Annotated in this window: 21 protein-coding genes and 1 pseudogene; 15 read left to right on the forward strand and 7 right to left on the reverse strand. The window is 61.1% G+C overall.

All coding sequences use genetic code 11. The features are described 5' to 3' along the window. Positions 1 to 230: 230 nt before the first annotated feature. Complete coding sequence (gene mtnK / locus IE091_RS09030; protein WP_189463469.1) at positions 231 to 1,493, reverse strand: S-methyl-5-thioribose kinase; 1,263 nt, start codon at positions 1,491 to 1,493, stop codon at positions 231 to 233. A 198-nt stretch (positions 1,494 to 1,691) separates the two neighbouring features. On the opposite strand from mtnK, the gene IE091_RS09035 reads away from it, so the two are divergent. Then, a complete protein-coding gene (locus IE091_RS09035; RefSeq protein WP_189463470.1) occupies positions 1,692 to 2,621 on the forward strand; it encodes a PAS domain-containing protein in 930 nt (309 codons plus the stop codon). 31 nt (positions 2,622 to 2,652) lie between these two features. Here IE091_RS09035 and IE091_RS09040 read toward each other — a convergent pair. Then, positions 2,653 to 4,211 (reverse strand): annotated as a pseudogene (locus tag IE091_RS09040) (IS3 family transposase). A 74-nt stretch (positions 4,212 to 4,285) separates the two neighbouring features. Here IE091_RS09040 and IE091_RS09045 point away from each other — a divergent pair. Further along, positions 4,286 to 5,056, forward strand: a complete 771-nt coding sequence (locus IE091_RS09045; protein ID WP_189463471.1) for a methyl-accepting chemotaxis protein — start codon at positions 4,286 to 4,288, stop codon at positions 5,054 to 5,056. A gap of 4 nt (positions 5,057 to 5,060) precedes the next feature. On the opposite strand, the gene IE091_RS09050 is transcribed toward IE091_RS09045, so the two are convergent. After that, a complete protein-coding gene (locus tag IE091_RS09050; protein WP_189463472.1) occupies positions 5,061 to 6,260 on the reverse strand; it encodes a GGDEF domain-containing protein in 1,200 nt (399 codons plus the stop codon). Positions 6,261 to 6,521: 261 nt separating this feature from the next. Here IE091_RS09050 and rimO point away from each other — a divergent pair, with 261 nt between their 5' ends. After that, positions 6,522 to 7,889: a 30S ribosomal protein S12 methylthiotransferase RimO gene (gene rimO / locus IE091_RS09055; protein ID WP_039175167.1), complete on the forward strand. Its 1,368-nt coding sequence runs from the start codon at positions 6,522 to 6,524 to the stop codon at positions 7,887 to 7,889. On the opposite strand, the gene IE091_RS09060 is transcribed toward rimO, so the two are convergent. Then, on the reverse strand, positions 7,876 to 8,817 hold the full coding sequence (locus tag IE091_RS09060; RefSeq protein ID WP_189463473.1) for a LysR family transcriptional regulator: 942 nt from the start codon (positions 8,815 to 8,817) through the stop codon (positions 7,876 to 7,878). The two genes, rimO and IE091_RS09060, sit on opposite strands and share 14 nt — an antisense overlap. Before the next feature lie 89 nt (positions 8,818 to 8,906). On the opposite strand from IE091_RS09060, the gene IE091_RS09065 reads away from it, so the two are divergent. Together IE091_RS09065 and IE091_RS09070 are read left to right on the forward strand one after the other, a co-directional pair. Continuing rightward, positions 8,907 to 9,335: a DMT family transporter gene (locus IE091_RS09065; protein WP_039175165.1), complete on the forward strand. Its 429-nt coding sequence runs from the start codon at positions 8,907 to 8,909 to the stop codon at positions 9,333 to 9,335. A gap of 13 nt (positions 9,336 to 9,348) precedes the next feature. Next, complete coding sequence (locus IE091_RS09070; protein WP_039175164.1) at positions 9,349 to 9,807, forward strand: DMT family transporter; 459 nt, start codon at positions 9,349 to 9,351, stop codon at positions 9,805 to 9,807. Positions 9,808 to 9,810: 3 nt separating this feature from the next. Here IE091_RS09070 and IE091_RS09075 read toward each other — a convergent pair whose 3' ends face one another. Next, the gene (locus tag IE091_RS09075; protein WP_189463474.1) at positions 9,811 to 10,563 is read right to left on the reverse strand and encodes a DeoR/GlpR family DNA-binding transcription regulator; all 753 of its coding nucleotides are present in this window, start codon (positions 10,561 to 10,563) and stop codon (positions 9,811 to 9,813) included. 158 nt (positions 10,564 to 10,721) lie between these two features. Here IE091_RS09075 and IE091_RS09080 point away from each other — a divergent pair, with 158 nt between their 5' ends. From IE091_RS09080 to IE091_RS09105, 6 genes are all read left to right on the forward strand, one after another. Beyond that, positions 10,722 to 11,699, forward strand: a complete 978-nt coding sequence (locus IE091_RS09080; RefSeq protein WP_039175162.1) for an ABC transporter substrate-binding protein — start codon at positions 10,722 to 10,724, stop codon at positions 11,697 to 11,699. A gap of 2 nt (positions 11,700 to 11,701) precedes the next feature. Further along, entirely contained in the window at positions 11,702 to 13,402 is a 1,701-nt protein-coding gene (locus IE091_RS09085) for an ABC transporter permease (RefSeq protein WP_189463475.1), read from the forward strand. Continuing rightward, positions 13,390 to 14,436: an ABC transporter ATP-binding protein gene (locus tag IE091_RS09090; protein WP_100731337.1), complete on the forward strand. Its 1,047-nt coding sequence runs from the start codon at positions 13,390 to 13,392 to the stop codon at positions 14,434 to 14,436. Before IE091_RS09085 ends, IE091_RS09090 begins: the two co-directional genes overlap by 13 nt. Further along, the gene (locus tag IE091_RS09095) at positions 14,433 to 15,530 is read left to right on the forward strand and encodes an MBL fold metallo-hydrolase (RefSeq protein WP_189463476.1); all 1,098 of its coding nucleotides are present in this window, start codon (positions 14,433 to 14,435) and stop codon (positions 15,528 to 15,530) included. The genes IE091_RS09090 and IE091_RS09095 overlap by 4 nt, the downstream gene beginning before the upstream one ends. After that, positions 15,527 to 15,973 carry a phosphatase domain-containing protein gene (locus IE091_RS09100; protein ID WP_189463477.1) on the forward strand — a complete coding sequence of 149 codons (447 nt, stop codon included), beginning with the start codon at positions 15,527 to 15,529 and terminating at the stop codon, positions 15,971 to 15,973. Before IE091_RS09095 ends, IE091_RS09100 begins: the two co-directional genes overlap by 4 nt. 75 nt (positions 15,974 to 16,048) lie before the next feature. Further along, complete coding sequence (locus tag IE091_RS09105; RefSeq protein WP_189463478.1) at positions 16,049 to 16,432, forward strand: hypothetical protein; 384 nt, start codon at positions 16,049 to 16,051, stop codon at positions 16,430 to 16,432. 73 nt (positions 16,433 to 16,505) lie between these two features. Here IE091_RS09105 and IE091_RS09110 read toward each other — a convergent pair whose 3' ends face one another. Further along, entirely contained in the window at positions 16,506 to 18,104 is a 1,599-nt protein-coding gene (locus IE091_RS09110) for a solute:sodium symporter family transporter (protein WP_039175158.1), read from the reverse strand. A gap of 301 nt (positions 18,105 to 18,405) precedes the next feature. On the opposite strand from IE091_RS09110, the gene IE091_RS09115 reads away from it, so the two are divergent. The 3 genes from IE091_RS09115 to IE091_RS09125 are packed head-to-tail and all read left to right on the forward strand — an operon-like array spanning position 18,406 to position 20,605. Further along, positions 18,406 to 18,819 (forward strand): DUF350 domain-containing protein, encoded by a 414-nt coding sequence (locus IE091_RS09115; RefSeq protein ID WP_016915131.1) that lies wholly within the window; start codon positions 18,406 to 18,408, stop codon positions 18,817 to 18,819. Between the two features lie 10 nt (positions 18,820 to 18,829). Then, positions 18,830 to 19,420 carry a DUF1190 domain-containing protein gene (locus IE091_RS09120; protein WP_189463479.1) on the forward strand — a complete coding sequence of 197 codons (591 nt, stop codon included), beginning with the start codon at positions 18,830 to 18,832 and terminating at the stop codon, positions 19,418 to 19,420. 18 nt (positions 19,421 to 19,438) lie between these two features. After that, positions 19,439 to 20,605: a glutathionylspermidine synthase family protein gene (locus tag IE091_RS09125; protein WP_189463480.1), complete on the forward strand. Its 1,167-nt coding sequence runs from the start codon at positions 19,439 to 19,441 to the stop codon at positions 20,603 to 20,605. 27 nt (positions 20,606 to 20,632) lie between these two features. On the opposite strand, the gene IE091_RS09130 is transcribed toward IE091_RS09125, so the two are convergent. Next, entirely contained in the window at positions 20,633 to 21,580 is a 948-nt protein-coding gene (locus IE091_RS09130; RefSeq protein WP_189463481.1) for a hypothetical protein, read from the reverse strand. A 304-nt stretch (positions 21,581 to 21,884) separates the two neighbouring features. On the opposite strand from IE091_RS09130, the gene IE091_RS09135 reads away from it, so the two are divergent. After that, positions 21,885 to 23,915: a methyl-accepting chemotaxis protein gene (locus IE091_RS09135; protein WP_189463482.1), complete on the forward strand. Its 2,031-nt coding sequence runs from the start codon at positions 21,885 to 21,887 to the stop codon at positions 23,913 to 23,915. The last annotated feature ends 3 nt before the right edge of the window (positions 23,916 to 23,918 follow it).

Below are 23,918 nucleotides of genomic sequence, written 5' to 3' on the forward strand. Positions count from 1 at the left end.
GCGGTGCCGAAGGTGCCACCGAGCGTTGATCCTCCACAGCAGCCCCACCCAGGCGGCTACCGCCGCCCCTGCGGGTGCCTCATTTGCTCGTGCCGAGCAAGATTCGTTACGCCGCGCTACGGCGTTTCTCCAAGCTCAAGATGGGCACCCGTAGCGCGGCGTAAGCGAAGCGCACCCGCGAAGCACCGCACAGCGGTGCCGAAGGTGCCACTGAGTCAATGGAAAGACGCTTACAACACCGTTTTCTGATTGAACGTTTTGGCGAGTTGCGTCAGCGCGTCGAGGTCTCGGTAGGCTTGCGGTTCCATGATCAGCGTTTGGCCCATCAACACGTTGCGTGCTTCCAACTCAGCGCGCAGGGCGGTGTCTTCGATCTCTTCGAAATCGGCGTTGTGGGCCAGCGACAGTACGCGGCGATGCATTTCGATGCCGCAGTAGGCCAGCGCATCTTCACGAATCTCATCCAGCAGAGCATCGCAGGCGTCGTCGGCGCTGTTGCCCTGCTCTTCGAATAGCGACCTGGGGAACAGAATACCGGTCCGCTCGGTTTGCCAGAGGTGACGAAACTCCTCATCGAAGCGGGTAAAGCAGTCGCTGATCACCGAGAGAATCCAGGCTTGATACGCTTCCAGCTCGTCTGCCTGGCGGTGGGCTGGCTGGCTGAAGTAGGCCATGAAGAAATTGGCCACGGCCATGCCCAGGTCGAACGCCAGGGGGCCATACTGGGAAAACTCGGGGTCGATGACCCGCACGCTGGTGTCGGTGGCCATGATGGAGCCGGAGTGCAAGTCACCGTGCAGCATGGTTTCGGTGTTGGCGGTGAACTTCATCAACAGCCGCTGCACTTTGGCTTTCAAAGGCGCATTGCGGCGTAGTGCGTCCACCACGGGCGAGAGCTCGGGCGTATGGCGGTTCATCTCGGCGCCGTAGTAGGGGTCGGTGAACACCAGTGATTCGGTAATCGCGGGGATCGCGACGTTGCCCGAGAACAGGCCCACATCGGCTTTTTTCTCTGGGCTGGCCATGGAAAGCTCCGAGCCGCGAAACGCCGTGCGGGCGCAGAACTCACCGATGGCCTCCCCTAGCCGAGCCACCCGCTCGCCGCTGATCAGCTTGCGCCGCAAAATCACGTGCGGGTGAAGATACTCCATCACGATCAGCGCCTGGGGCTTGTCGAAATGGTACACCTCTGGGGCCACGCCAGGCGCACGCGTAGCTTGGCGTACCAGCGCGTAGTATTCGAAATGGGCACGATAGAGCGGCAGCGGCCAGCTCTCGCCGACCATGCGCACGTAGGGCAGCGCCTGCTTGACCACCACGCTACCGGTGCTGCCGGTGACGATGAATACCAGATTGAGGTTGCCATCGCCCACTTCACGGATCTGCCACTGTGCCGGGTCGCCGCCCACGCGGCGGGCGACCGCTTCCACTCCCCCCAGCCGCTGGCCAAGGGTGTCCACTGCCAACGCCTGATAGCTTTGCTCGTCTGCCACGTTCAATCCCTCACCTGAAAGGGTTGTGTGTTTGTCATACCGCGAGGAGGTTGTCAAATTCATGGCGGCTTCTTGCCATGACCGACTGTCCGGGCAGGAAAATGTTAAACAATGCAACACCACTGGATAACTCTTGTAGCAGATTTATAGTAATACCTGACCAACCCAATCAGGTATTCCTCCCACAGGTACTCCATCATGAAAAACAACGGCCCTGTTACCCAAGTGGAACACCCTCTACGCGATGATGATGTGCTGATTTCCAAAACCGACCGAAGCAGCCACATCGCCTATGCCAACCATCGCTTTGTCGAGATCAGCGGCTTCGACTATGAGGAGCTGGTGGGTTCGCCTCACAACATGGTGCGCCACCCTGACATGCCTGCCCCGGTGTTTGCCGATATGTGGAGCGACCTCAAGGCGGGCCAGTACTGGACCGGGCTGGTCAAGAACCGGCGCAAGAACGGAGATCACTACTGGGTGCGTGCCAACGTGGTGCCCATCCGTGAAAACAATCAAATCACCGGGTTCGTGTCCATTCGGGTAAAACCGGAACAGGCAGAAGTGGCCGAGGCGGAGCGTATTTATCAAGACATTCGTGAGCAGCAGGGTCGCTACACGGTCAAGCACGGTGAGATCATGGCGCGTAACCCGCTGAAGCGCTTGGCAAGTGCCGCCTGGTGGGCGCCGCGACTGGCCAGCATTTCCGGCGTTCTGATGACGCTGTTCACCACTGGGCTACTGATGGCGGGATGCGCCTGGTGGCTAAAGGGCCACGTGACCACCTCGGTGACCCTGCCGCTGGTGATGATGGTGCTGGCCAGCGGGCTGCTGCTGAGCGCGCTGCAGTGGCGCCAGGCGCGCCGGTTGCGCCGCTTCTTGCACAAGGCCAACGACTTTGCACTGCAAATCGCGGCAGGCGACCTGAACGCTCAGGTCCCTACCGTGGGCAACAAAGCCATGGACAACACCCTGGCCACCATGAACTTCATGCGCCGTTCGCTGGATGCACTGATTGGCGACCTGGACCAGCGGATTGCCCAGGTCATGCCCTCGGTGGAGGAGTTATCTCGGCATAACCAGGCCATGGGCCATCGAGTGGATCAACAAGCCTCTGCGGTGCGGTAACTGTCAAGGTATCTGTCGCCCTGTTTGATTTTTATGCAGCTATTTTCTCTACCTCCCTAACTACTCGGCGCTCTGGGTTTAGCGATACTAATGTCACAGGATGCCAGTTGCGGGTGTCCCCACTCCAGCGCTCAGGATGCACAGCTCTGGCTGCAAGGTTGAGGGCATGTCTCTTGGCCAATATGACTTTGTCTTCTCCTGTGTGGCGCTGCATCGGCGTCACGAAGCGGATAGCACTGTGGCGGTGCTCATAGTTGTACCACTGGACGAAGCCGTGCACCCAACGCTGGGCAGCTGATAGGTCAGCGAAGCCACTGACAGGGTAGTTCGGCACATACTTGCAGGTGCGGAACAGAGCCTCGGAGAAGGCGTTATCGTTGCTCACACGCGGTCGACTGAACGAAGGCTGGATCTGCAGATCTCTCAGCTTCTCAAGCAAGGTAATGCCTTTGAAGGGGCTGCCGTTATCTGCGTGCAGCACCAGAGGCTGGCCTACCATGTTTTCGGCCAGCACGGCTCGCTCAATGACACGGCGTGAGTTAGCTGCAGACTCCCCCAGAAAGGCTTCCCAGCCCACGACTTTACGGCTGAAGATGTCGAGGATCATCACCAGATAGTAGTAGGTACCCTTGGCTGGCCCAGGAAGCCAGGTGCAGTCCCAGGACCACACCTGGTTGGGGGCGGTTGCTGTATGTGTAGTCGGCGCTGGCTGTGATTTGCGGGCTTTGGCGCGTCCCCGGTGTGCCAGCTGGCCATGTTTACGCAGCACTCGATAAAAGCTCGATACGGAGGCAATGTAACGCTGCTCTTCATCCATCAGCCGAATAACAATTTGATCCGGCGGTAAAGCAGCAAACTCGTCACGGTGGCATTGCCTCAAGATCTCGGCCTCTTCTTCTGGGGTCAGCGCATTAGCGGGGGCTGGGCGTTCGGCTAAAGGGCGTTTGTCGCCTGTTAGCTTTCCCGCCTGCATCCAGCGTTGGTGAGTCCGGATAGAAATCCCGACAACTTCACAGGCAGCCGCCAAGGTGGCGCCCTCGTTGCAGGCAACAGCAATCAGCTCTACGGCATGTTGGCGATCCTCGATGCTGATCATGACTCCTCGTCCCCCCAGATCGCCCGTGCTTTTTTTGACAGCGTCAGCAGTGCAGCTGTCTCCGCGAGTGCTGTGTTCTTGCGCTGTAGCTCTCGTTCCAGCTCTTTGATCCGCTTGCGCTGCTGCTTGGCTTCATCCGCTTCTCGACGGCGGTCCTCATGGGACAAGCTGGCGGCTTGTTCGCAGTCATGACGCCAGCGTTGCAGCTGCTCGGGATACAGTCCCCGTTGACGACAATAGGCAGCAACGTCTTCGGTGTTCATCGCTGCGGTCTCAACCACCGCTGCAAACTTGTCTCGGGACGACCAGCCGGTCGTACCCTGGTCACTTGCATCGGGCAGGCAGCGTCCCTCCGCACGGGCTTCTTTACGCCACTTGTAAACAGTTGCTGGCGAGATCCCCTCCTGCCGAGCGACCTCTTCTACGCTTTGGTTATAAGGCGGTAACAGCTTGGCCACAGCGGCCTGACGTCGCTCATCGGAATAGCGAGGCATACAGATCTCCAAACGCCCCTGAATATTTAAGAGAGTGTAACAAGGGACACGACATCAATCCTGACAGAGGGGGGGTGCAGCAAACGGCTGCCAGCGCCGAGCAGATCGCGTCTACCGTGCGGCAAAGTTCGGAGAATGCCCAACTGGCCAGCCAGGCGTCGGTGGGTAACGTGGGCGAAGTGGACAAGGCCGTGGCCATCATGCAGGAACTGGATGATGCCATGGAGGGCATTACCAGCACGTCCCAGGACATGGCAGGCATCGTCAAGACCATCGACCATATTGCCTTCCAGACCAATATTCTGGCCCTGAACGCCTCCGTCGAAGCTGCCAGGGCCGGTGAACATGGCCGAGGCTTTGCGGTAGTGGCCGAAGAAGTACGCCGCCTGGCCCGCCAATCAGCCGAGGCAGCCCATCAGGTACAGACACTGATCGAAACGGCCCGCCAGCGCATCGAGGCAGGCCAGCACAAGGCAGGCTCCGCCGGGGATGCCATGAGCCGCATCCGTCAGGCGAGCCACAACGTCAACGACCTGATGGAAGAGATCCGCGCCGCCGCCCGCGAACAGAGCGAGGGCATCGCTCAGATCAGCCAGGCCATCGCTCAGATCGACCAGGGCACCCAGGAGAGCGCGACCAGCATGGATGCCTACATCAGTGCCGTCGACCTCCTCTCCAGAGAAGTGGCTCACTTGTCCCACAGCGCCCACGCGTTCATGCCCATCGGCGAACGCCAGCATCCGGTGACGATGCGGCAAGGCGCACAGCCACGCCAGGATAACGTGCTGGCACTGCCGTCGCGCAAGCCCGTACACAGCCCACTCGCCAGCGCGGCTTCGTTCTAGACGGTCAGCTTTCTGCCAGGGGCGTCATGCAGACGCGATTACGCCCCTGGCGCTTGGCGTCGTAAAGCGCCTGATCGGCGGTCGTGAAGAGTATGGCGTCTTCCTGCCCCAAGGTCGGCTGCATGGCAGCCACCCCAATACTGACCGTCACCACGGAGGAAGTACCGCACCCGCCATGGGCAATGGCCAGCGCTTCGACACTCTCGCGAATACGCTCTGCGGTTTGATGCGCCGTATGTGGTTCGGTGCGAGGCATCAGAATCACGAACTCCTCACCGCCATAGCGCACCACCAGATCGTCGGATCGGCTGTTGGCTTGTAACGCGGCGGCCACCTGACGAAGGCAAAGGTCTCCTTGAAGGTGGCCGTAATAGTCGTTGTAGGCTTTGAAGTGGTCGATATCGATCACCATGATGGCCAAATGACTCTGCTCCAACCGAGCCACCTGCCAATGCGCGGGAAAAATGGTATCGAACTGGCGGCGGTTGGCAATGTCCGTCAGTGGGTCGGTCACCGAGAGCCGCGTCAACTGGTGATTGGCACTCTGCATATGGCCTGCCTGAATTTTTTCACGCATCAGCAGCAGAAAGGAGGTTCGTTCGCTGTACTCCAGGCGGTAGTTGGCCATCAACGTAAACACCGCCTTGACCAGAATAGCGAACATAGCCAAACGTTTGGCCTCGATTGGCATAGGCTCGTAATAGAATACGAAGACACTCATGACTCCGATACTGATCACCGTGGACATCAAGGCATAAGGAAAACGCAACGAAAAAACGATGTTTCCAGCCACCAGGATCAGACCAAACGAAAAGACATCCAGATAAGAGTGCGGCGAGCTGGAAATGTAGAAAATGGTGCTGGAGCCGATCATGGCAATCACGACCAGTCCTGCCATCAGCGTTTCACGCAGCCATGGCGGCACCCCACGATAGACCCACCAGAAAATCGCCAGCGCCATGGGTAGCAAGATGACACCGCGAATCATCACGGAGGCCAGAAACGCTTCGGGTCGAAAGCTGTAGTCGTTGATCAGGAACAGGACATAAAGAAGAGCGGTGATCAGGCCCATGATCACCAGATGGCGTTGGCGTGTCTGGTGCGTTTCCTGTTCGAAGAGCGCCTCTAACTCCTGCCTGAACCGTAAGCGGCAGCGTGGTCTGAGCTCATATTCGATGGCGTTCAGCAACCTATCACTCTTCATTGTCCTTGCTCCTGCGCTGCCCAAGGGCAATCGTTGCCATTTCGGTTAGGCGTTCGTTTCATACACTTGTCGAGCCTTCAATTTAGTTTGCCACCTCTTGACGGCGTCGTCGCCTGCCGAACACGTTGGCGAATCCAACGCGTAGAGGTTCCCCCCGCTGGTCAAGGGCGCTAAAATGCCGCCCCTTATCTTCTCGCCATGTTCTTTTTGGGGCCTCTGTTCAAGGTGATCGCCCCTCAGCTCTCTTCCTCGAGGCCCATTATGTCCACACCCAAGGTCGGTTTTGTTTCGCTAGGCTGCCCTAAGGCACTGGTCGATTCCGAGCGCATCCTGACGCAGCTTCGTACCGATGGTTACGAGATCGTACCCACCTACGACGATGCCGATGTGGTGGTCGTCAATACCTGCGGTTTCATCGACAGCGCCAAGGCCGAGTCCCTGGACGCCATTGGCGAAGCCATTGCCGAAAACGGCAAGGTGATCGTGACTGGCTGCATGGGGGTGGATGAGTCCGTGATTCGCGACGTGCATCCCAACGTTCTGGCGGTGACGGGCCCACAGCAGTACGAACAGGTGGTGAACGCCGTGCATAGCGCGGTGCCCTTCGTCAGCGAGTACGACCACCGCATCGACCTGGTCCCCGCCCAGGGCATCAAGCTGACGCCGCGCCACTATGCCTACCTGAAGATTTCCGAAGGCTGCAACCATACCTGCAGCTTCTGCATCATTCCCTCCATGCGGGGCAAGCTGGTCAGCCGCCCCGTGGGTGAGGTACTGCGCGAAGCCGAAGCCCTGGCGCGGGCCGGAGTGAAAGAGCTGCTGGTGATCTCCCAGGACACCAGCGCCTATGGCGTCGATGTGCGCTACGTGGAGAACGAGTGGCACGGGCGCCAGGTCAAAACGCGCCTGACCGAACTGTGCGATGCGCTGTCCGAGCTGGGCATTCGCGTGCGCCTGCACTACGTCTACCCTTACCCTCATGTGGATGAGCTGATTCCGCTGATGGCCGAGGGCAAGATCCTGCCGTACCTGGATATTCCTTTCCAGCACGCCAGCCCCAAGGTGCTCAAGGCGATGAAACGCCCCGCCTTCGAAGACCGTACCCTGGAGCGCATCAAACGCTGGCGCGAGCAGTGCCCCGAGCTGACCATCCGCTCGACCTTCATCGTCGGCTTCCCCGGTGAAACCGAAGAAGATTTCCAGTACCTGCTGGACTGGCTGAGCGAAGCGCAGCTGGATCGGGTGGGCTGCTTCCAGTACTCCCCGGTAGAAGGTGCCCCCGCCAATGAGCTGGGCCTGGCGCAGGTACCCGATGACGTGAAGCAGGACCGTTGGGAGCGCTTCATGGCCCACCAGCAGGAGATCTCGGCAGCTCGCCTGCAGGCCAAGATCGGCCGTGAGATCGAAGTGCTGGTCGACGAAGTGGACGACGAAGGCGCCATTGGCCGCAGCGAAGCCGACGCCCCGGAAATCGATGGCATGGTCTATCTGGAAAGCCGCCATGCGCTGCGCGCCGGCGACCTGGTCAGAGCACGCGTCACCCATGCCGACGAGTACGACCTGTGGGCCGAGGTGATCGATACTCCCCAGCCGCTGAACTTTGTCAATAACATCGTCAACGCGGGCTGATGCTATCCCAGTAGGGCGGGCTCCCAATGACCTGCTCCAGATGGGTCATGAACACAGAGACCTTTGACGAGCGAAGACGGTTGTCTGGATAAATCGCATAGATATTGTCCAGATGACCGTCATCGGAGGCTTCCCACTGCGTCAGCAAAGGCACCAGCGTTTGCTGACGCAGTGGCTCAAACAGCAGCCACGAGGGAAACATCACCACGCCCTGCCCAGCGATGGCCGCTTCCACCAGGCTTTCGGCATTGTTGGCCACCAGATTTCCCGCCAAAACATGGCGCACCGCACGCGCCTCTTCAAACGCCCGAAAATGCCATGACTGCGTCCCTTTGCTGCCTTTGTAAAGCAGGCAGTTATGCTTTCCGAGCGCATGGGGTGTCGTTGGCACGCCCTTCTCCGCCAGATAGCTCGGCGCAGCACAGACGATGAAACGCTGGCGAGCAATGCCACGAGCCACCAGGCTGGAGTCAGCCAAGGCTCCCACGCGAATGACCACATCGGCCCCCTCCTGCACGGGATCGATGAAGCGATCTTCCAGCGTCAAATCGACTTCGATTTCAGGGTAGCGCTGCTGAAACCGGGCCAAATGGGGGGCGATATGGCGCCGACCGAACGCCACGGGCGCATTGATTCGAAGCACCCCGCGAGGGTGCCGAGCCCCTCCCATGACTTCCTCGGTGGCAAGCTCCAGTCGCGCCAGCGCCTCGTGCACTTCATGGAAGTAACGTTCCCCTGCCTCCGTCAGCTTGACGGCTCGCGTATGGCGATAAAGCAAACGCTGGCCCAGCGCTTGCTCCAGACTGGCGATATGCCGCGACGCCGAGGACGTCGGCAACCCATAGTAGCGTGCAGCCTCTGAAAAACTGCCGCTGGTAGCCACGCGAACAAACAGCCGCAGTGCCAGCAGGCGAATCGAGTTGTCCAAAATGCAATAGTCCTTTGCCCGTTTAACGCATTGTAGCAACAAGCGTGTCTCTTTAGAGTGCGGCCTCTTTCTGAATCGGGGAACGACACATGCAACACGCGTTGATACTGCTCGGCGTATTGATCGCCGGGATGGGGTTATCGGTGGAGGCAGGGCTGCTAGGGCCTCTGGGGGAACAGGTGGGGTACTTTTCTGCCACGCTCTCCATCTTCCTGGTAGGTGCCCTGTTACTGTCGCTTGCGCTGCTATTCGCGCCCAAACGCCAGCTGGGTGCGCTGTTTCAGCAGCCTCGCTGGCTATTGACGGGCGGCTTGCTGGGGCCGATCTACGTCATTGTGTTGACCCTCGCCACGCCGCTGGTGGGTGTGGGCATGACCATGGTGGGTATCTTGTGCGGCCAGGTCGCGGCCAGTCTGGCCATTGACCACTTTGGCTGGCTGGGTAGCGAACGGCGTCGCGTCGATGGCTATCGCCTGGCGGCACTGGCCATGATTCTTGCTGCCCTTTGGTTGATGTAACAGGAGACCCACCATGCTATTACCCATTGTCTTTGCCCTGCTACTGGCGGGCGGTGCAGTCCTGGCCGCCCAATCCTCCATCAATGGCCGTCTGGGCGCTCATACTGGCGTCATGGAGAGCGCTTGGCTGACGTTCGCCGTGGGTGCCGTGCTGACCTTTTTGCTGGTGCTCTTTTTCGAGCCCCCTCAGGAAGCAACGCTCATGAGCGTGCCCAAGTGGCAACTGACCGGGGCGCTCTTCGGGGTGGTCTACATGCTGGCCATCGTCTTTGCAGTACCGCGTGTCGGGACGGCTGCTGCCACGGTATCGGTGATTTCGGGCCAGCTGCTGATGAGCCTGCTGATTGACCACTTTGGCTGGCTCGATAACGCTCAGCGTGAACTGGATGGCTCACGCTACCTGGCCATGGCACTGTTGCTCGTGGCGATCGTCCTGATCTACCTGAGCCACCGGCAGCAGCAACGCGACTGACGCTCAACATAGAAATCTCACCCCCTGGGCCGCCAGGGGGCTTCTGAGCCGGTCGGGCAAGGGGCTGTCGGTGATCACTGCATGATAGTCGGCCAGCGATCCGGCGGCGCAGCGCAGCGGCAGGTCGAACTTGGTCTTGTCCAGTACCAGAATACGGTACGCCGCGTGGGCCAGCAGCGCCTCCCGGGCCATGACTTCGTCGTCGTTGTAGTCGTACAGCAGGCCCTGGCTATCCATCCCGCCCACCGAGACGATGCCCACATCGACCCGATAACGCTGAAAGAAGCGCCAGGCATCACCGCCTATCACGTCCTGGTCGCGACGTCGCACGCGACCACCCGCCACGACCAGCTCGCACTCCAGGGCACACAGTTTGATCAGCGCATGCAGGTTGTTGGTCATGATCTGCAGGCCCTGCTTGCCGTGCAGCGCATCGGCCAGCTGCTCCACCGTTGTGCCGGTGCCTAAAAACAGCGACTGGTGATCGGTAATCAGCGAGGCTGCCTGACGGGCAATGTGCCGCTTGCCTGCCTGATTGACGATCTGGCGCTGGTCATAGCCGACATTTTCCTGGTCAGGAAACGCGATCACCTCACCGTGCCGGCGCAGCAGCAGCCCTTGCTCGGCCAACGAGCGTATGTCGCTGCGCACGGTTTGCACCGAGACCCCAAACCGTCGCGCCAATGCCTCCAGGGTCTGCCGCCCTTCGTCCCGCACGCAGGCCAGCACCGCCCGCCGACGTTGATTGACGTCCATGCTTCCTCCCGGTTTTCCCTTCAAGGTTGACGCCAGCAAAACGAAAACCATTTTCTGCTCGGCGAAAGTCATTCGCTTTCAAACGAAAGCGTAGTGTCACGATGTTGTAAGGCGATGACAGTAGTGTGATCACTGTTCACCTACTGGAGGTTTCCCCGATGTTGAAGCGTTCGTTGTGTCGTGCCGTGACCCTTGCAAGCTTTGCCCTGTCCACGCCTCTGTTGGCCAACCAAACGCTGGTGCTCTATACCAGCCAGCCCAACAGCGACGCCCAGCAAACCGTGGATGCCTTCCAGGCGGCCTATCCGGAGATCGAGGTGGAGTGGGTGCGCGACGGCACGACGCGCCTGATGACTCGCCTGCGTTCGGAGCTGGCCGCGGGGGTGAGCAACCCCGACGTGCTGCTGATCGCGGACAGCATGACCATGGAGTCGCTGAAGCAGGAGGGCCATCTGCAACCCTACCTGAGCCCCGAGCGCGACGCCTACGATGAGGCGCTCTACGACGCCGACGGCTACTTCTACGGCACCAAGCTCATTACCACCGGGATCGTTTACAACACGGGTGCCGAGCACCAGCCGCAACGCTGGGCCGACCTGATTGGCCCGGAATACGAAGGCCTGGTCACCATGCCCAGCCCCCTCTACTCCGGCGCAGCGCTGATCCACATGGCCGCCATCGGTGAAACGTCGCTGGGCCTGGAGTATTACGACGCCCTGCACGCCAACCGCACGGAAGCCCAAAGCGGTAACGGTGGCGTCTTCAACGCCGTGGCAGCAGGCACCAAGCCGTACGGCATCGTGGTGGATTTCCTGCCTATCCGTGAAGCGGCCAAGGGCTCCCCCGTGGCGTTCGTCTTCCCTGAGGAAGGCGTCAGCGCCGTGACCGAGCCCGTCGCCATCATGGCAGAAGCCCAACACCCGGATGCTGCCCAGAAGTTCGTCGATTTCGTGCTCTCCCAAGCCGGGCAGGAATTGGTGAGCCAGCAGGGCTATCTGCCTGCGCACCCGGACGTTGCCCCGCCGGAAGGCTTTCCCGAACGCGACTCGATTCAGCTGATGCCGGTCGATATCGAGCAAGCGCTGTCCGAGGAAGAGGCGCTCAAGCAGCGCTTCAATGAGCTGTTTGGCGGTTGATGATGACCCCTTCGCTGAACGTTGGCAGCCAGCATCGCTGGCTGCTTACCCTGCTCACGCTGTTGGTGGTGTTGCTCAGCCTGGCGCCCAGCCTGCGGCTTTTGATGGAAGCCCTCAGCGATCTGGGCCAGGGCAGCAGTGCCCCGCTGTGGAAAGTGCTCAACGCGGCCAGCACCTGGCGCGCCTTGTGGCACAGCCTGTACACCTCGGGCCTGGGCATGCTGATTGCCTTGGTGCTGGGCAGCCTGTTCGCCTTCGTGATCACCCTGACGGACATTCGCGGCAAGGCCTGGCTGGTGTTCTGCTTCATGCTGCCCATGATGATCCCGCCCCAGGTCACCGCGCTGAGCTGGCTACAGCTGTTCGGCCCAGCCAGCCCTTTACTGAAAAGCATCGGCATGGCGCCGCCGCTGGGCAGCCCCCAGCCGCTCTATTCCGCCGAAGGCATTGGGCTGCTGCTCGGCATTCAAAGTGCACCGCTGGTATTTCTGGCGCTGCGCACTTCACTCATGTCGCTCCCCCGTGAGCTGGTCGAAGCCGCCCGCATCAGCGGCGCCCGCCAGAGACAGGTCTGGGGGCATATCATTCTGCCCGTGACCCGGCACGGCCTGATCGCCGGAGCGGCCATGGCCTTCATCTCCAGCCTGGGCAATTTTGGCATTCCCGCCATGCTGGGCATTCCCGCAGGCTATTACGTGCTGCCCACCTTGATCTACCAGCGCATGGCCAACTTTGGCACCGGCGTGCTGGCAGAAATGGCGGCGCTTTCTCTGTTGATTGGTGTGCTGGCCCTGGCCGGGGTAGCCCTGCAGCAGTACTGGATGAATCGCAGCCGCTTTGGCCTGGGAGGGCACAGCGGCCGCGCCCACGACTTTTCACTGGGGCGCTGGCGTACCGGCGTGACGACCCTGCTGATCATGGTGCTGCTCTTGATCCTGGTGGCGCCGCTGCTCGCGCTGGTGGTGAGCTCGCTGGTCCCGGCCATGGGCGTCCCCCTGAGCCTGGATACCATCACCCTCAACGCCTACCACGAGGTCATCGGCCGACAGGGCGCCACCTGGCGGGCCGTGCGCAACAGTGTCTGGCTGGCAGGCGGTGCCGCGCTGGTGCTGATGCTGTGCAGCCTGCCCCTGGCGTACCGTCTTCAGCGCCTGCCGCCTCGGCTACAGCAGCTCACTCTCAGCGTCATCGAGCTGCCCTATGCCCTGCCTGGCGTGGTGCTGGCGATTGCCTGCATTCTGCTGTTCGTGCGCCCGCTGCCACTGATCAATCTGGCGCTGTACGGCACCCTTGGGCTGATTTTCGTGGCCTACCTGGCGCGCTTTCTGGTGGTCTGCCTGAAGCCGGTCAGCGCCAGCCTTGCGCAGCTCGACCCCTCGCTGGAAGAAGCCGCCCAGCTGGCCGGTGCTGGCCCCTGGCGGCGGCTGGCCACCATCGTGATGCCGCTGATCGCGCCCTCCCTGTTTGCCGGTGGGCTGCTTGTATTCCTGCTGGCCGTCAACGAGCTCACCGTGTCAGCGCTGCTCTGGAGCGCAGGCAACGAAACCCTGGGCGTATTGATCTTCAACCTGGACGAAGGGGGCGAAAGCGTGCTGGCGTCGGCGGTGGCCGTGCTGGTCGTGGCCATGGTGGCTACCTTGATGCTGCTGCTGAGCCTGATGGCCCCTCGCTTACCCAAAGGAGTCGTGCCATGGCAAGGCTAATGCTCGACCGCGTTACCAAACAGTTTGGCCAACACACCGCGGTCAATGGCGTCACCCTCGATATCTCTCCCGGCGAATTCGTGGCGCTGCTGGGCCCCAGCGGCTGCGGCAAAACCACCATGCTCCGCATGCTGGCAGGGTTCGAGCAGGTGAGTAGCGGCACCATGACACTCGGTGAGACGCTGCTGGCCAGCGCCCACCACCATGTGCCCCCCGAGCAGCGCAACATGGCCATGGTGTTTCAGTCCTACGCGCTATGGCCCCATATGAGCGTGGCCGACAACGTGGGCTACCCGCTGAAGCTGCGCCGTATTCAAGGCAGCGACTACCAGCGCCGAGTCGCCCAGGCGCTGGAGCAGGTGGCGTTGACCCCCTATGCCCAGCGCTCGCCCCAGGCCCTCAGCGGCGGCCAGCGCCAGCGGGTGGCACTGGCCCGATGCCTGGTCACCGACCCCGACGTGGTGCTGCTGGACGAACCGCTCGCCAACCTGGACCGCAACCTGCGGGCCGCCATGGAGCACAGCTTCGTGGATTTCCACCGGCGGACCCAGGCCACCATGGTCTACGTCACCCATGACCAAAGCGAAGCCATGGCCATGGCAGACCGCATTGCCGTCATGCGGGAGGGCGAGCTGGTGCAGTGGGCCACGCCCGAAACGCTCTACCGAGCGCCGCGCAGCGAATGGGTCGCGAGGTTCATCGGCCAGGGTAGCCTGCTTCACATTGCCAGCGGCGCGCCTGGCCAGCGTCTCACCGAAAGCGCTTTGATGAGCGGGCTGGCCGCGCCGCTCACCGCGCGTTCGCAGCCCGTGCTGGTGCGCCCGGAGCACGTGCATCTGGATGCCACGGCCCCCAACCCCCACGACCTGACCGCCCGCGTTGAACGGCTGACGTTCCGCGGTGAGCGCTATGAGCTACACCTGCGCCTGAGCACCGGCGATGCCCTGCTGGCGTATCATCCCCACGCCCTTGGCGAAGGCCAGCAGGTCGCGGTGCGCCTGCTGGAAGGCTGGTGCCTGGAGCCCGACCAATGAGCGCCTTGGTGGAGATCCTCAGCGGGCTGGGCGACAAGGGCCCGGCCGCCATCGTGGTCGAGGCCCAAGGCAAGCGCCTGCTGCTGGATGCGGGCGGCGCACTGCATCCCGGTGAGGCGATCACCTGGGCGGCGGGGCTCGCGGTAGACGCCGTGCTGATCAGCCACGATCATATCGATCATATTGGCGGGGTGGCCGAGCTGCCCGAGCAGCTGCCGCTCTACTGCACGCCGCTGGTCGCCAAGGCGCTGCCGCCCCACAGAGCGTGGCGGCCACTGCCCTATCGCGGCCGTCTCGAAGTGGAAGGCATTACCGTCACCACCGGCCAGGCGGGCCACTCGCTGGGAGGTGTCTGGCTGCACCTCGACGTGGCGGGCGGACTTTTCTATAGCGGTGATGCCTGTTTCGAGTCGCGGCTGTTTCCCTTCGATACGCCGCCACCTGCCCGTACGGCACTGCTGGACGCCTCCTACGGCAGCTACGACCAGCCCCAGGCACACTGCATCAGTACCCTGGGCAGCGCCCTGGATACGCCACTGGTGCTGCCGGTACCGGAAACGGGACGGGCGCTGGAAATGGCGCTATGGTTGGCAGAGGAAGCAGATCGCCGACAGCTCCCCCTGGCCATCGACCCCATCATCCGCGACAACCTGGCCGCTCTGCTGGCGCTGCCACGCGGTTTACGGCGTGACGGGCTGGACGACGCCATCGGCACCCTGCTCCAGCGGCCCAGCGCCAGTCATCCGACACTCTGGCTGGTCAGCGACCGTGACGACCAGCCCGCCGACTGGCCCGACCACCGTCTGCTGCACACCGGCTACCTGACGCCACAGCGCTGTGCGCAGCTGGCTGCCAACGAGGTGCTTTGGCAACGCTGGAACGTCCATCTGCGAGCCTCGCATCTGGTGGCACTGGCCCATCAGCTCCAGGCTGCTCAGGTCGTGCCTCTGTTTACGCGACTGGACGATGAAGCCATTGACCACTGGCGCGAACGTCTAGGCACGCGGCTGACGACCCAGGCACGGCTTGTCCTCAGCAGCCGTTCTCAAGGTTCGGCCGTTTCACTCTTTTCATCTCAGGAATCCATGTCATGACCGCAGTCATCGTTGACGTCGACGGCACGCTTGCCGAATTTCACCCCCAGCAAGTCCACGAGTGGGTGCTGGGCCCCGCCAAACAGTGGGACCCCTTCTTTGCCCACATGGCCCAAGCGCCGGTCATCGAACCCGTGGCCAAACTGGTCAAGCTGCTGAAGGCCCAGGGCCAGCAAATCGTCATTTGCAGCGGCCGCCCGGACAGCCACCGCGAGCATACCCAGGCCTGGTTAGACCGCCATGCCATCCCCATCGATGCCATGTACCTGCGCCCCGAGGGCGATGACCATGTGGACGATGAAGAGGTAAAAGCCGCGCTACTCGATCAAATGCGCAGCGACGGCTTTGCGCCCTGGCTGGTACTGGACGACCGCGACGCCGTGGTCGCTCAGTGGCGCGCCCTGGGGCTTACCTGCCTGCAGTGCGCACCGGGGGATTTTTAGCCTAGCCTGTAGCAGCTCTCAACGAGCTGCTCTAAGCTGACGCATGGTGAGTCTGACCACACAAGGAAGTGACCTATGCCATTACACCGTTTGCTGTTACCTGCCGTGGTGGTGCTGCTGGCTGCCTGTAGCGATGACCAAACCCCCGTGGCCGAGCCCATGTCCCAGGAAACGCTTTATGGCGATTGGGCAGCAGAGCCCGAGTGGTGTCACGCAGGGCAGGAAGGCGCCCCAATCCGCCTGGCAGCTGGCCGCTTCGAAGGGCTGGAAAATCACTGCGAAATGGGGCTGGAAGCGAGCAGCACGCCGAACGCATGGGAGGCGACACTGCACTGCCATGGAGAAGGAGTGACCAGCGAAGAACAGCTCCAGCTCACCCTGAACACTCAGGAGACGCTGACCTTGCGCTATCTGGATCGCGAGACATCACCCATCACGCTATATCGCTGCGACTCTTAAAACCACCGCTGACAAACGCCAACGCCCCGCAAAGCGGGGCGTTGGCGTTGGCGTTACTACACGTGGCCGATGATCAACCGCCTGCAAACGAGGCGTACATGATCACCACCAGCACCACCAGCACGATGCCGGTGGGCACGGCACCTTTCCACGGGGTGAGGTCGACATCGCCCGAGGCTTCCTGGACCCAGTCCGTGGCGCGGGGGCGCAGCTTGCCGATCACCAGCATCACCGCGACCAGCAGCACGAACACCGCGGCGACGAAGTGGAACTCGTGCATGACCAGCGGCAGTTTGTTGAACGGCGGCACGAAGTAGCCTGCCGCGATCAACAAGCAACCGCCCACCAGGGCCACTTTTGCGGCCATGGGCGGCACACGCTTGGTCAACAGTCCTACCAGTACCACGGCCAGAATCGGAATGAAATAGATGGCGTTCATGCGCTGCAGGTAGCCGAACAGGCTATCCTGCCCCGCCAGCAGCGGCGCGATGATCATGGTGCTGATGGCCATGATCCAGCCAAACACCTTGCCGGATTTCACTACCTGCTCTTCCGTGGCGTCCTTTTTCAGCACGCCTTTATAGATCCCCAGGCTGAAGATCGTGGTGGTGCTGTTCAGCGCCGAATTGAACGAGGAGAGAATCGCACCCACCATCACCGCCGCAAAAAAGCCCGTCAGATAAGGCGGCAGCACGTTGAATACCAGGTGCCCATAGGCTTCATCGGCGCGCACGCCCTGGTCGGCATACAAGTGGTAGGCAATGATGCCCGGAAGCACCAGATAGAGCGGCCCCAACAGCTTGAAGAAGCCGGTCAACAGCACCCCTTTTTGGCCTTCCGCCAGATTTTTCGCTGCGAAGGTGCGCTGGATGATTTGCTGGTTGGTGGTCCAGTAGAAAAGGTGCAGCAGCAGTACGCCGGTAAAGATGGTCGAGAACGGCACCTGCTGGTCGGGGCCACCCATGGAGTTGAACTTGCTGGGGTCGCTCTCCTTCAGGATGCTCCAGCCTTCCATGACGCCTGTGCCGCCACTCACCGCCTGAAGGCCGAAGTAAACGATCACGAACCCGCCAATCAGCAGCCCCACGCCGTTGAGGGTGTCGGACACCGCCACCGTGCGCAGGCCACCGAACAGCGCATACACGGCGCCAATCAGGCCCACGACCCAGACGGTTGCCCACAGCAGAGCCGTGCTGGACTCGATGCCGGTCAAGCCCTGCAAGTCCAGCATGCCCTGCAAGCCAATGGCGCCGGAATAGAGAATGATGGGCAGCAGCACCACCGCGTAGGCAATCAGAAAGATGACGTTGGCAATGAGCTGGGTACCGGCATCGAAGCGAATCGCCAGCAGCTGCGGCAGCGTGGCAATCCCGCTTTTCAAGAAGCGCGGCAGGAAAAACAGCGCCAGAGCAACCAGCGCAATCACGGCGATGACTTCCCAGGCCATGACGCTCAGGCCGTCGGTAAACGCCGAGCCGTTCAACCCTACCATCTGCTCGGTGGAGAGGTTGGTCATCAGCATCGATGCGGCAATCAACGGAAACGTCAGCGTGCGCCCCGCCAGAAAATAGCCGTTGGTGCTGCGATGGTCATCGCGGCGTGTAATACGCCAGGTGACGAAGGCCACCAGGCCCGTAAAAAATAGAAACGATGCCAGGGTAAGGGCATGCATGAGGGAGGTCCTTCGAAGCGGTCGCGTCTTGGGCAGTACCCTGTGCGGGCACGAGGCGCAGTCTCTACACGATACGACACGGTGGATGTTGGTAAAAATACCAGGCTTCGCGGGATTCTAAGGAGGTGACACGATTCATCTATTAGCCTTTAGTCTTACTCAAGTGGCGCAAACGCTGTTTATTTACGTCATTCTGCGTACTGCCTGCCCCTCGATCGGGAAATCACGTCGCGGGTAACGCAGCCACGCCCAGCTATGTCACAATACCGACCCTCAAGGATCACAAGGGAAGCACATCACCATGTTGCACTACCTGCAGGGATTACCGCACTTCTTTGCCTATCTGCTCAGCGCGCTGGGGATGCTGGTCGCGTTCATGTATTGCTACAGCCGACTCACGCCGCATCACGAATGGACACTGATCCGTGAAGGCAATGCCGCTGCCGCACGGGCCTACGGCGGTTCCATCCTCGGCTTCACGCTGCCGCTCTATAGCGCCATGGCCAACTCCATCAGCTACCTCGATTTCATTCTCTGGGGCATCGTGGCCTTCGGGGTGCAGATCGCCACGTTCTTCGGCTTGAAGCTGATGCTGCGCCGCCAGGGCGAGAGCCTTTCCCAGCACATTACCGAGGGGCACCAGGCTTATGGCACGCTGGTGGGCAGCGTTTCCATCGCGGTCGGCCTCATCAACGCCGCTTCCATGACCTGGTAAGGAGTTCGACATGGCAGATCAACATCTTCCTCGCCGCAAGCGCAGTGCACGGCTGTCGCTGGCCATGATGGGTACCGGCGCCTTTGGCCTGACCGCCTGTACCGAACCCGCCCAGGACGAACACATTACCGACGTGAATTTTGACGAACCGCGCAGCTTCCAGAGCGTCGAAGACTGTGTGGCCGCCAATATCTATACCCGCAGTGCCTGTGAGGAGGCCCATATGGCGGCGCTGGAGTCGGTACCGCGCTTCAATACGCTGGAAGCCTGCGAGGCCGAGCACGGCGAAGGCGCCTGTGCCGCGCCCAATGAAGAGCAGGCCCAGGCCAGTGGCGGCGGTAGCTGGTTCATGCCCGCCATGATGGGCTACATGATGGGGAGCATGCTGTCGAACACCAACCGTGGGCGTTCCTTCGAGCGGGTTTACCAGGAGCCGGTCTATCGCAACCGTGACAACCAGGGCAACTGGAATGCCGCCGCCAGCCAGGCGACCCAGCGGGTCAATCAACGCAACGACGCCATGCGCAACTCGGTGGTCCAAAGCCGTCAAACCACCACGCGCCGTGGCCTGGGCACGCGCTCTGCCTCCTGGGGCTCCTGACCCACACCCGGAGCCCTCATGCTAAGGATCACCGTTCCTGAACGACCCCAGTGGCAAGCCCTGGCACAGCAGCTGGGCTTCCACTTTCACACCATCGACGGCGAGCCCTACTGGAAAGAGAGCGCTTACTACCAGTTCACGCTGGAGCAGGTCGAGCGCGACATAGAAACACCCACCGAAACGCTGCACGAGATGTGCATGGCGCTGGTCGACCGCGTATGCCGCTCGGAAGCCCTGCTGCAGCGGCTGGCGATCCCCGCACATATGTGGGAGACCATCCATCGCTCCTGGACCTCCGGCCAACCGCCGCTGTATGGGCGCATGGATTTTGCCTACTCAGGGGACGGCCCGGCCAAACTGCTGGAGCTGAATTACGATACGCCCACCTCGCTTTACGAGGCGGGGTTCTTCCAATGGGTATGGCTGGAACAGGCCATTGCCCAGGGCATCCTGCCTCGCCATGCCGACCAGTACAACTCCATCCAGGAGCGCCTGCTGAACGCCCTGGCACACCTGGGCGACCGGCTCCCCGACCGCACGCTGCATTTCTCTTGTGTGAAAGGCAGCGACGAGGAGCGGGCTACCGTCCGCTACCTGCAGGACATCGCGCTGCAAGCGGGGCTTCACGCGCCGTTCGTCTACATCGAGGATATTGGCGTGACGCCGGGGCAGTCCCACTTCGTGGACCTGGAAGACCAGCCGATGAGGGCGATTTTCAAGCTGTACCCGTGGGAAGAAATGGCGGTGGAAGCGTTCAGCCAGCAGATCACCCAGCTGGACACCCACTGGTTCGAACCGCCCTGGAAGGCGATTCTGTCCAACAAAGGTATCCTGCCGCTGCTGTGGGAACAGTTCGAAGGCCACCCCAATCTGCTGCCCGCCTATTTCGAGCCAACCGAGCACGCCTCGCCTGCGCCGGGCTGGGTTCGCAAACCGTTTTTCTCTCGGGAAGGCAGCAACGTCAGCCTGACCACCCCCGATGGAGTCTCGGAAAACGTCGGTGGGCCTTACACCGATAGCCCGTGGATTCGTCAGGCGTACCATCCGCTCCCCAGGTTTGGGGAGCGGCATGCCTTGGTCGGCAGCTGGGTGGTGGGCGACCGCGCCTGTGGTATCGGCATTCGCGAAGACGTGGGCAGAATTACCAAGGACACGTCCTGCTTCGTACCTCACGCGATCGTGTAAGCGTGCGTTTGTGAGCGCACGTCGCGCTCAGGCGGCGCTGCTGCCTTGGTGATGCTCGGCTGCAGGCTGCCACGTGGGCGCCACCCGAAGAGCAGCGCGATCCACACGGACCGTTTCGGCCCAGGCATTCTCTTGCGGGCGAAAGTGGCGCGCCCCGACCCAACGCAGCGGCTGCGCCAGTTTCACTTCTTCGGGTACGCCGCCCTTGATCAGCTTGAGCAGAAAATTGTCGCTTTCGGTGGGGTGCCAATGCGGCAGCAGCTCGAACGGCGCATTCTGGGAACGGCGTGCTGCCAGCACACCCAGCCCCGGCTGGCAGTGCAGCTCGATGATGTGAGCCACGCCTTTGGCCAACAGCGCGCGATAGGTTTTCTTGTCCAATGGTGCGGTCGATACGGCAGTAATGCTCATGGGCAACGAAGGAAGGCGCTGGGCCAGCTGGCGCCAGCGGTCTTCGCTGGTCACCATGATATCACCCGCCTTGAGCTCCCACAGAGCGTTGGCATGGTCGAACAGCGAACGAGGCTGCCACCCTGCCTGCTGAGGCAACAAAGCACCCAGCACGAACCCTGGCGCCGTTTGCTTGGAAAGCCAGCTCACCAGCGAGCGCTGAGGTTGGGTATCGACGGTCAGCAGCGTTTGCAGCGCGATGGCTTCCTGCTGCAAGAACGCAGCTTCGTAACGATGCTGACGCTGCAGCTGATGGCTGAACGCACCACCAATAGCGGTATCGAAAAGCTGGAGATGAGAAAAATCACCCTGTTCACTCAGCGCCGTGGCCCACTCTTCAAGCGTGATGCAAGTAGGTGACAGCAGCTCTCCATCAGAGAGACCAAAAAAGCGCGTAACAGCCTGTACCAAACTGTCACGCTCAGCAGTGCCTGCCGATGGCAGCATCTCTGAGTGCGTGATGCCGTGGCGAGACATGATGCCCTGAAGCACCGCGAGCACGGTTGAAGAGGTGAGTGACAACATGATGCTTCCTTAGCAATTTGTCGTATCCATTTCGTTAACAGGCTACCTGCATGTATCACTTTTGTCAAAAAAACACTTGCTACTTATACAAAAAATGATCTTTGTATAGAAAAAACGCCATCTTGGGCAGGTAAGCTACATCGAACCGTTGGTCAGGCTTCTCAGCGCTGCGCAAATATCACAAAAAGCTCTATTAATCGTTGCTATCATGCTGATGAGCGACGTACGCGTCGTGCGATATTCATACCATAGACGATTTATCCTCATCATGAGGCCTTTGGGTTCACCTGGAGCAAGCCTGCCCATGACTGCGCGCTGGAAATCCTTGCCGTTACGGCTTCGACTGTTTGTCTCGTTCGGAACGGTGCTGGCACTGTCCATGCTGCTTGCCCTGTACCTGCAGGCTCGCACCCATAGCGAAGCGCGGTTAGAGCACTTGCTCGATAGCGAACTGCCCGCCCAGGTCGAAGGCTTGGCCACTCGCATCACCTTGGGCTTGAGCCCAGCCCTCGCCGTTTCGGAAAGCCTGGCCAATAGCTATTTTATCGAGCAGTGGGTGACAGAGGGCTTGCCCGTCGAACAGCAGATCGAAGTCGAGCGTTATCTTTCACGCTTGATGGGGCAACTGGACACCGAACTGCTCTTCATCGCAGCGCAGACACCCAACCGGCAGGTCTACTTTCAGTATCGTGATGGCACTTTCCAGCAGCGCCCGCTGCAAGGCCCTGACAGCAGTGACGCCTGGTACCACGAGTTCACTCAGAGCGGTGCCGATTACAACCTCAATCTCGACAGCGACACGTTCAATCCGGACGATGCGTTTGTCTTCTTGAACTTCCGCAGCCAAGCCAATGCAGCCAACGGCCTGCCGGTGATCGTGGCCGGAGCGGGGCTCAACCTTGCTCGCATGGCCCAGTTCATCGACGACTACCGCCTGGGTGAAACCGGCCGTGCGGCCATTCTCAGCGCGGAAGGCGATTTTCTGATGAGCAGCGAGGAGGCCACTATTTCGGCGCTTCGCGAGCAGGAATCGGCAGGTTTGCTGCACACCGACAGCGAACTCAGAGTGCATGAAATCGAACGCGATGGGCGCGCCTTTTTTGTGGTGACCCGCTGGCTTCCCGAGGTGCAGCGCTACTTGATGGTCGAAGTCGCCAAGGACGAGTACACCACTACCGTCAGGGAGCGTTTCTTCAACTCCATCAAGCTGGGCCTGTTGATTCTACTGGCGGGACTGGTGCTGCTTTACCCCCTGACCGGTAGCCTGATTCGGCCATTGACCCGTTTTCAGCGTCAGCTCAAGGAGATCACCCACAGCCTGGATCTCTCCAAGCGGGTAGAAACCGATGACCGTGCCGAGCTTGGCGACCTGGCCGCTCAGACCAACGAACTGTTGGCCAGGCTATCCCGCGCGATTCAAGCCGTGTCGAACAATGCCCTTGCCCTGACCCAGGTCGCAGACCGTTTGGCCCAAACCGCCGGGCTTTCTGGCGTTCAGGGGGGCGATATACGCCATGAGGCCAATCAGACCATGGCGGCCGCCGTGGAGGAAATGGCGTCGTCCGTGGCCGAAATCACGTCGACCATGGAGGAGCTGTCGACTTCCTCGACCCAGATCGCCGACCATTCGCAGTCGGTGGTGGACGTGGCCAACCAGACGCTGGAGCGCAGCCGCAAAGGCAGCACGGCCATGCAACTCCTGCAGGCGCGCATGTACGATATCCGCAGCGATAGCGAGCAGAGCTTGGCAGAAATCATGGCGTTGGGCGCCAAATCGAAGCAGATCAGCAAGGTCATGGAGCTGATCAACACGCTGGCCGCGCAAACCAAGCTGATCGCGTTCAATGCGGCCCTGGAAGCCTCCAGCGCAGGGGAGTCTGGCCGCCGGTTTTCCGTGGTTGCCAACGAGATACGCCGTCTGGCCGATAGCGTCACCGACTCCACCCATGAAATAGAAGGCCACACCGACGACATTCAGCAGGCCATCAACCGGCTGGTGGTCGCCTCGGAGAAAGGGGCCACGTCCATCGAACAGGGTGTCGAAGCCAGCCAGAGTACCGCTCAGGACCTCGAAGCCCTGCTCAAGGCAGCCAGCCAGACCAGCAGTGCCGCCCAGCAGATCTCGCTGTCGACACAGCAACAGAAAACCGCCAGCAATCAGGTGGTCATTGCCCTGCGCGATATCGATACCGCCAGCGCACGCAATGCGCAGTCCGTGCGCAGCATCACCGAGATCAGCCAGGACATGATTCAGATGTCCGCCGAGCTGAACAGTCTGGTGCAGGAGTTCACGCTGGCAGCGCAACCCGACAGCCGCCGCCAGACGCAACCATGATCA

The sequence above is a fragment of the Vreelandella hamiltonii genome (assembly GCF_014651775.1).
In the GTDB taxonomy this organism is placed as follows: domain Bacteria; phylum Pseudomonadota; class Gammaproteobacteria; order Pseudomonadales; family Halomonadaceae; genus Vreelandella; species Vreelandella hamiltonii.

Coding starts and splice junctions, on each gene's coding strand:
- IE091_RS09135 (WP_189463482.1), top strand. CDS start 21,885: ATGACTGCGCGCTGGAAATCCTTGCCGTTACGGCTTCGACTGTTTGTC.
- IE091_RS09035 (WP_189463470.1), top strand. CDS start 1,692: ATGAAAAACAACGGCCCTGTTACCCAAGTGGAACACCCTCTACGCGAT.
- IE091_RS09115 (WP_016915131.1), top strand. CDS start 18,406: ATGTTGCACTACCTGCAGGGATTACCGCACTTCTTTGCCTATCTGCTC.
- IE091_RS09090 (WP_100731337.1), top strand. CDS start 13,390: ATGGCAAGGCTAATGCTCGACCGCGTTACCAAACAGTTTGGCCAACAC.
- IE091_RS09085 (WP_189463475.1), top strand. CDS start 11,702: ATGACCCCTTCGCTGAACGTTGGCAGCCAGCATCGCTGGCTGCTTACC.
- IE091_RS09065 (WP_039175165.1), top strand. CDS start 8,907: ATGCAACACGCGTTGATACTGCTCGGCGTATTGATCGCCGGGATGGGG.
- IE091_RS09105 (WP_189463478.1), top strand. CDS start 16,049: ATGCCATTACACCGTTTGCTGTTACCTGCCGTGGTGGTGCTGCTGGCT.
- IE091_RS09070 (WP_039175164.1), top strand. CDS start 9,349: ATGCTATTACCCATTGTCTTTGCCCTGCTACTGGCGGGCGGTGCAGTC.
- IE091_RS09120 (WP_189463479.1), top strand. CDS start 18,830: ATGGCAGATCAACATCTTCCTCGCCGCAAGCGCAGTGCACGGCTGTCG.
- IE091_RS09125 (WP_189463480.1), top strand. CDS start 19,439: ATGCTAAGGATCACCGTTCCTGAACGACCCCAGTGGCAAGCCCTGGCA.
- IE091_RS09050 (WP_189463472.1), bottom strand. CDS start 6,260: ATGAAGAGTGATAGGTTGCTGAACGCCATCGAATATGAGCTCAGACCA.
- IE091_RS09110 (WP_039175158.1), bottom strand. CDS start 18,104: ATGCATGCCCTTACCCTGGCATCGTTTCTATTTTTTACGGGCCTGGTG.
- IE091_RS09075 (WP_189463474.1), bottom strand. CDS start 10,563: ATGGACGTCAATCAACGTCGGCGGGCGGTGCTGGCCTGCGTGCGGGAC.
- IE091_RS09095 (WP_189463476.1), top strand. CDS start 14,433: ATGAGCGCCTTGGTGGAGATCCTCAGCGGGCTGGGCGACAAGGGCCCG.
- IE091_RS09080 (WP_039175162.1), top strand. CDS start 10,722: ATGTTGAAGCGTTCGTTGTGTCGTGCCGTGACCCTTGCAAGCTTTGCC.
- IE091_RS09130 (WP_189463481.1), bottom strand. CDS start 21,580: ATGTTGTCACTCACCTCTTCAACCGTGCTCGCGGTGCTTCAGGGCATC.
- rimO (WP_039175167.1), top strand. CDS start 6,522: ATGTCCACACCCAAGGTCGGTTTTGTTTCGCTAGGCTGCCCTAAGGCA.
- IE091_RS09100 (WP_189463477.1), top strand. CDS start 15,527: ATGACCGCAGTCATCGTTGACGTCGACGGCACGCTTGCCGAATTTCAC.